This is a genomic window from Alteromonas sp. McT4-15, from assembly GCF_020515205.1.
Lineage (GTDB): Bacteria > Pseudomonadota > Gammaproteobacteria > Enterobacterales > Alteromonadaceae > Alteromonas.
Window position 1 is genome coordinate 1 of the sequence record NZ_JAJALG010000063.1, and the last position, 7,138, is coordinate 7,138.

Below are 7,138 nucleotides of genomic sequence, written 5' to 3' on the forward strand. Positions count from 1 at the left end.
CCACGGCGAGAACGCAGCTTCCCCCGAACAGTTAAGAAGAGACCACAGCGATACAGCAGAAAGAAAAATGCCGCTCACCTTAAGTGAACGGCATTACAGCTAAGCTGGGCTTTTTATTTTTTGATGTAAGTTGATAATAAAATCAGGCGTTACTTTTTCAAGTATTCTCTAATAACGTAATGCAGAATGCCGCCATTCTCAAAGTACGTAAATTCATTCGATGTATCGATACGAATGTCCATCATGAACGACTTACTTTCACCTTCATCACTATTAACCGTAACACTCACCTCTTTTTGTCCGCGCGATACAGCGTCAATAGAGTAAGACTCATTACCCTTCAAGCCTAATGAAGTGGCACTATCACCGCTTTTAAATTGTAGGGGTAAAATACCCATGCCAATTAAGTTAGAACGATGAATACGTTCATAGCTTTCAGCCATTACCGCTTTAACCCCCATTAATGAAGGTCCTTTCGCTGCCCAGTCGCGACTTGAGCCGGTCCCGTATTCTTTACCACCTATGACAATTGCAGGCACACCATCGTCTTTGTAGCGCATAGCTGCATGGAAGATAGACATACTATCACCGCTGGGAAAATGGGTGGTGGCACTGCCTTTGGTACCAGGCGCTAATTGATTCTGCAGACGCACATTCGCGAAGGTTCCACGCATCATAACTTCGTGATTACCACGCCTAGAGCCATACGAATTGAAGTCACTTGGCTCTACACCTTGAGCTTGTAGGTATTCACCTGCAGGGCTGTCTTTAGCTATCGCGCCAGCAGGAGAGATATGGTCAGTGGTAATTGAGTCACCTACCTTAACCAAACACCGCGCATTCTCAATCGACTTAAGCGCCTCAGGCTCTTTGCCCATTACTTCGAAAAATGGCGGATGCTTTATGTAGGTTGACTCAGGCCAGTCGTAAACTGATGTTTTACTGACTTCTAGTGAATTCCATTCACCGCTACCTTTGAAAACATCGGCGTATTTCTCTTTAAACAGGTCGCCAGTTACATTTTCAGCAATGTACTTTTGAATTTCATCTTCGCTTGGCCAGATATCTTTCAGATACACAGGCGAACCATCATCGGCTTTTCCCAGCGGCTCTCTGGTTATATCGATATTCATATTGCCAGCTAGCGCGTAAGCCACGACCAATGGTGGTGACGCCAAATAGTTTGCTGCTACATCAGGGTGAATTCGCCCTTCAAAATTCCGGTTTCCAGACAATACAGACGTCACTGTTAGTTTGGCTTTTCGAATAGCATCGGTAATGGCATCAGGTAATGGACCTGAATTACCAATACACGTAGTACAACCATAGCCCACTAAGTTGAAGCCAAGCGCTTCTAGAGGGTCCATGAGTCCAGCATCTTCTAGGTACTGTGTGACAACTTGTGACCCCGGGGCCAACGACGTTTTGACCCAAGGCTTACGGGTTAGACCTTTTGCCGCTGCGTTTCTGGCAAGTAGGCCTGCGCCAACCAATACAGATGGGTTCGACGTATTCGTACAGCTAGTAATTGCGGCAATAACAATGGCGCCATCTTCAAGGTTGAATTTACTGCCTCTGAACTCAACAAATGAATCGTGATCTTCATCAACGTCTGCAGTAGTGCCTAAACCGCCCTCTGCCACAAAGTCGGCTTCTTCATCGACCACTTTAATGTCGATTTGTGAACGATGCCATTCTTTGAAGGCGTTAGCGGCTTCATCTAATGCAATCTTATCTTGAGGACGTTTGGGGCCAGCGATGGATGGCACTACATCGCTAAGGTCAAGTGATAACGTTTCATGATACTCAGCATCTTTTGAATGGTCGTCATGCCATAACTGACTAAATTTCGCATAAGCTTCAACAAGTGCTATTTGCTGTTCGTCTCTGCCGGTTAACTTAAGATAATCAAGAGCAACATTATCAATTGGAAAAATACCACATGTGGCACCGTATTCCGGAGCCATGTTAGCAATTGTTGCACGGTCGGCGGTGGTAAGGTGTTTCAATCCGGGACCGTAAAACTCAACAAACTTACCCACTACACCGTGTTCACGCAGTTGCTTTGTAATGGTTAATACCATGTCAGTAGCCGTAACACCCGAAGGTAGCTGACCTGATAATTTAAAGCCGACTACTTTTGGCAGTAGCATGGTAACTGGCTGACCGAGCATGGCTGCTTCGGCCTCAATCCCACCGACACCCCAACCTAATACACCTAAACCGTTAATCATGGTGGTGTGTGAATCTGTGCCTACCAAGGTATCTGGATACACTAAGGTTTCGCCATTTTCTTGTTTGGTAAATGCACAGCGCGCCAGATATTCTAAGTTAACTTGGTGAACTATACCGCGCCCAGGTGGAACCACTTTGAAGTTGTCAAAACTCGACTGCCCCCATTTCAAAAATTGATAACGTTCTTTGTTTCGCTCAATCTCAATATCGGTGTTCTTCTCTAGGGCATTTTCTTCAGCGAAATGGTCAACCATAACAGAGTGGTCTATAACCAACTCAACCGGATTAAGCGGATTAATTGCTTGTGCATCGCCACCGAGTCGATCAACTGCATCTCGCATAGCGGCTAAATCAACAATTGCAGGAACGCCTGTAAAATCTTGCAAGATTACACGGGCAGGCACGAACGATACTTCGTGGTCAACGTGGTTAGTCACATCCCACTTTGCGACTTGTTCAATATCGTTACTTGATACGAACTCTTCATTTTCGTGACGAATTAGGTTCTCAAGTAAAATTTTTATGCAGAAAGGGAGTCGGTCGAGCGCATACTGTTTACCGATACCATCTAAGTTGACTGCCTTGTAGGTATTCCCCTTCACCTCTAGCTGTGAAAAAGACTTGTATGTCATACGCTCTCCATCCTTATTTGCCTGTTCAATAGTTATTTTAATAAGCGTGGGTTTTTACCCCAGACGCTTGATAGTCTTATTTGTACGCAAAACACATGAAAAAAAGTTCACATTGGATATCAGCGACGTGACTTATAAGAGCACTTACCATTTACATTGATGTAACATTATTGTTTTCTTATAAAGGCGCAAACGGTATGCTTAAGTTCGATTAGAACAGCCTTGCGCTTTGCTAAATAATGCGCAGCCAAAAAGGCGAAAGAGTAACGACACAACTATGACCCACCCACTAGTAAAAAAGTACAACTTAACACCGCACCCAGAAGGTGGCTTCTATCGTCAGGTATTTCGGTCTGAACATGAAACCCAATCATTCGTTCACGGTGATACTCGTCCTGCACTTACGCACATTTATTTTCTACTACTTAAAGGGCAGGTAAGCCGCTTTCATCGCGTTTTACACGATGAAGTTTGGAATCATTACGAAGGCGCCCCACTGCAACTTCTGCAACTGCATAAACAGCAGTTGTGGGAACGGCGCATTGGTGGCGAAGGTAATGAGTACGTGGAGGTAGTTAATGCAGGCCATTTTCAAGCGGCACAAAGTATGGGCGACTATTCATTAGTTGGGTGTACCGTGGCGCCAGGGTTTGACTTTGCCGACTTCAGTTTTATTGAAGAGCCTTCAATGAAACAATGGTTAGACGTAGCACATCCTGATTTAAGTCGTTTTATATAGGCAATAGTAAGTAGGTTGACAGAACATTTGGCAGTCTACATTTATTTTATAATTACTCGTCATACCTGCACTTTTGTCTGCGTATAAACTGGATTTTTTGATGCCAATCAAGGATGATATCGGCAGTTTTTAAAATATACGTCTGAACGTCCATAGTGGCGAACTTCAGACTATCTCACTCTAACGCCGCAGGTAACCCAACTATGTATAAATTGGTACTTATTCGTCATGGAGAGAGTCAGTGGAACCTTGAGAACCGTTTCACAGGCTGGCACGACGTTGACTTGACTGACACTGGCGTAGCGCAAGCGAAAACCGCTGGTCAGCTACTTAAAGATGCTGGATTTGCATTTGATCAGGCTTATACGTCTGTGCTTTTACGTGCTATCAAAACGCTGAATATTGCGCTTGAAGAAATGGGCCAGCACTACTTACCAGTTGAGCGCCATTGGAGACTAAACGAGCGTCACTATGGTGGATTGACAGGTTTAGATAAAGCAGAGACTGCCGCTAAACACGGTGAAGAGCAAGTTAAGATTTGGCGTCGTAGTTTCGATATTCCACCGCCAGCGGTAGAAACAGACAGCGAACACTTCCCTGGCCACGACCCTCGTTATAGCCATGTTGATGCTGACATTCTTCCTCGTGGAGAGAGTTTAAAGCTTACTATTGAGCGCGTACTTCCGTATTGGCACGATGTTATCCGCCCAGATATCCAAGCTGGAAAGCGTGTCATTATTGCCGCTCACGGCAATAGCTTGCGTGCACTTGTTAAGTACTTAGATGGCATGTCAGATGAAGAAGTTCTTGGCCTGAACATACCTACTGGTGTACCACTAGTTTATGAACTAGATGAAAATCTAAAGCCAATTTCAAAAGAATACTTAGGCGACCCTGAAGCTATTAAGGCGATGATGGATGCCGTGGCTAAACAAGGTAAAGCAAAATAAGCCGTTACCGTTTAGATACAAAAAAGCCTGCTTATGCAGGCTTTTTTATTTGTGTATCATCAAACTAGCGAGGTACTTTCACCAACCAGTTGTGAGTGTCTTCTGCTTTACCCCACTGGATATCATTTAGCGCCTGTCTTAACTTCATAGTTACTGGGCCTGCCTCACCACTTCCAACCTGATACTCTTTATCATTATGGATAAAAGTACCTACTGGCGTAAGAACCGCCGCAGTACCTGAAAGCGCTGCTTCAGTATTCGGTTTCGCTGAACGTTCTAAAAGCTCTTCTACAGTGATGTCACGCTCACTTACTTTCATGCCGTGATCTTTAGCAATTTGAAGCACCGTAGCGCGTGTCACACCGTGTAAGAAACTTGAGTCTAATCCTTTAGTGATAATTTCATCGCCATCAATAAGTAAGAAGTTAGCTGCTCCAGTCTCTTGTACATCACCATTAGGGCAAAACAATATTTGGTCAGCTTGAACTTCAGCGCGCGCTTTTAAAATAGGCGGTAAGGCACTGGCATAGTTACCACCACTTTTAACCATTCCCATGTGCGGTGCGCAGCGCATTCCTGTTTCATCTAATAGCAAGCGTAGTGGCTTTGCACCGCCAGCAAAATAATCGCCAACTGGCGATAATAATACATACAACATTGAACTTGCTGATGGCGCTGCTGCTTTACCTATAGACGCTTCTGTGCCGATATGCGTTGGGCGGATATACATTGAACCAGGAGGCTCAGGTACTTCAGACGCGTACTTCGCAACAATATCAATAATCATTTTTTCTACTTGCGCTTTGTCTATTTCAGGCAAGTTTAAAAGACGACTACTTTGAGCAAAGCGCTCAATGTTTTTGTCCATTCTGAAAATGTTAATGCTACCATCTTCATGTTTGAAAGCTTTTAGGCCTTCAAAGCAAGTGCTCGAATAATGGAGCACATGCGCACCAGGATGCAATTGAATACTATCTGCGCTGACAAATTCGGTGTCAGTCCACTTATCGTTGACAAAGGTAGCAAGTGCCATTTGTGGCATAAATACTGTACCGAATACGGCCATTGGTTCGTCCTATTCACTTCGACTAAAAAAAATATCCGATAGAGTTTACCAAAAAACAGTCACTTTGCTAAAAGTAAGTAGATGCTAATAGAGCTTTTATTTAAGAAGATCGTCTAGAAATACTGACGGCAAACAAATACCAGACTCAAAACAGAAAAATTCACCGTAGTGCTATTTACTGTCTAGTACCTTTTCTAGTAGTAGCTCAATACGTTTGACGCTGTCAATTAGCACCTTCATATCATTGTTTTCATCTGTTTTCTGATCTGGCATTGCGTTATTACCCGTTAACAACTTATCTTTCTGAGCCAATATCGTTTCTCTGAATGTGTCGGCGTCATTGATACCAATCAATGAAACCAAGGCGCCTTGAGCTGACTGCCCGGCAGTTTCAAATGACAGACGATAAAGATTGAAGATGCGCATTAGTGGTCCTTGCACCATAGCGACATCTGTTATCTTCTCTAGTGGAATAGACTTCTCTTCTTTATTAAACACACCTCGTTTTACCACGAGTTTTCGCTCAGTCACAATCGCTGACATCGCGGCTAATATTTTGCTACTAATCAGAAAGAATAGAGGAATAGATATAATTAAGACTGGTATTCCTACTACAGTAATAGTTGAAACCAACAGTAAGCTTATTAACCAATAAGTTTTTACGGCTGGGTTGAAGGTGGCACTGATTATTATTCTTTCAGACATTATAAGAACCTTTGTATCGTAATAAATTGAGTATACCGTTGCTAGGGATCAGAAATGATAAACGACTTGTGCATTGCCATCGAAACGATTCGTATCGTTTTGTGACTCTTTTCCATAGCCGGCTTCTACTCTAAAAGCCCAGCCTTCACGTGAGGTATTGAATCGATACTCGTATGACATTCCTATGCCTTGCGTTGTTTGGGCATCAGTTAGCGCCAACCTAATAATAGGGCAAGTCAGTTCATCTTCGCAGCTGTACTCTGCATCTCTCGCGCCCACAGCACCGAGGAATATGCCTACAACATGGTTTTCGTATTGTTTTTGTGCACCCAGAGTAAAGCCGTCATCTAATCCCATTTTATAATTCACGTATAGCTCTACATCATCATATTTTGTAGAAACCGTAGGGACAAGAAAGAAAGGCCAGCCACTACCTAAACTCACATCAATATCCTGAGCGATACTGTTAGATGAAAAGCAAGTTAGTGCAATTAGTGATACTCGAAGCTTACGCATGATATTCCTTTAATACGCTCAAAAACGAATAGTGTAGTAGCGAGTTGGTGAATGAAAGGTGAAAACCCACTACGTTATAAGCGCAACAATACCAGCAGTTTGTAAACTAAGTTATTGCAGAAAAACGAAAAATTGTAAGTAAATAAGTAGAGCATAAGAAACAAAAAACCCAGCTTTCGCTGGGTTCTTTGTTTTAGAATTGGGACCTGGCAGTGTCCTACTCTCACATGGGGAAACCCCACACTACCATCGGCGCTAATACGTTTCACTTCTGAGTTCGGAATGGAGTCAGGTG

The 7,138-nt window shown here is 43.4% G+C and carries 6 protein-coding genes and 1 rRNA gene; 2 read left to right on the forward strand and 5 right to left on the reverse strand.

What is annotated here, in order from left to right:
- Positions 1–149: 149 nt before the first annotated feature.
- On the reverse strand, positions 150–2,867 hold the full coding sequence (gene acnA / locus LHL20_RS20335; RefSeq protein ID WP_226434610.1) for an aconitate hydratase AcnA: 2,718 nt from the start codon (positions 2,865–2,867) through the stop codon (positions 150–152).
- A 277-nt stretch (positions 2,868–3,144) separates the two neighbouring features.
- Between acnA and LHL20_RS20340 the strand changes: the two genes are divergently transcribed.
- On the forward strand, positions 3,145–3,606 hold the full coding sequence (locus tag LHL20_RS20340; protein ID WP_159627394.1) for a cupin domain-containing protein: 462 nt from the start codon (positions 3,145–3,147) through the stop codon (positions 3,604–3,606).
- 203 nt (positions 3,607–3,809) lie between these two features.
- Positions 3,810–4,556 carry a 2,3-diphosphoglycerate-dependent phosphoglycerate mutase gene (gene gpmA, locus LHL20_RS20345; RefSeq protein ID WP_159627395.1) on the forward strand — a complete coding sequence of 249 codons (747 nt, stop codon included), beginning with the start codon at positions 3,810–3,812 and terminating at the stop codon, positions 4,554–4,556.
- Between the two features lie 64 nt (positions 4,557–4,620).
- Here gpmA and LHL20_RS20350 read toward each other — a convergent pair whose 3' ends face one another.
- From LHL20_RS20350 to rrf, 4 genes are all read right to left on the reverse strand, one after another.
- A complete protein-coding gene (locus tag LHL20_RS20350) occupies positions 4,621–5,622 on the reverse strand; it encodes a branched-chain amino acid aminotransferase (RefSeq protein WP_159627396.1) in 1,002 nt (333 codons plus the stop codon).
- A gap of 171 nt (positions 5,623–5,793) precedes the next feature.
- The gene (locus LHL20_RS20355) at positions 5,794–6,327 is read right to left on the reverse strand and encodes a PH domain-containing protein (protein WP_226434611.1); all 534 of its coding nucleotides are present in this window, start codon (positions 6,325–6,327) and stop codon (positions 5,794–5,796) included.
- 48 nt (positions 6,328–6,375) lie between these two features.
- Positions 6,376–6,843 carry a hypothetical protein gene (locus LHL20_RS20360; RefSeq protein ID WP_226434612.1) on the reverse strand — a complete coding sequence of 156 codons (468 nt, stop codon included), beginning with the start codon at positions 6,841–6,843 and terminating at the stop codon, positions 6,376–6,378.
- A 204-nt stretch (positions 6,844–7,047) separates the two neighbouring features.
- Positions 7,048–7,138: ribosomal RNA gene (gene rrf, locus LHL20_RS20365) — 5S ribosomal RNA — on the reverse strand; the annotation flags it as partial.

Coding starts and splice junctions, on each gene's coding strand:
- acnA (WP_226434610.1), bottom strand. CDS start 2,867: ATGACATACAAGTCTTTTTCACAGCTAGAGGTGAAGGGGAATACCTAC.
- LHL20_RS20340 (WP_159627394.1), top strand. CDS start 3,145: ATGACCCACCCACTAGTAAAAAAGTACAACTTAACACCGCACCCAGAA.
- gpmA (WP_159627395.1), top strand. CDS start 3,810: ATGTATAAATTGGTACTTATTCGTCATGGAGAGAGTCAGTGGAACCTT.
- LHL20_RS20350 (WP_159627396.1), bottom strand. CDS start 5,622: ATGGCCGTATTCGGTACAGTATTTATGCCACAAATGGCACTTGCTACC.
- LHL20_RS20355 (WP_226434611.1), bottom strand. CDS start 6,327: ATGTCTGAAAGAATAATAATCAGTGCCACCTTCAACCCAGCCGTAAAA.
- LHL20_RS20360 (WP_226434612.1), bottom strand. CDS start 6,843: ATGCGTAAGCTTCGAGTATCACTAATTGCACTAACTTGCTTTTCATCT.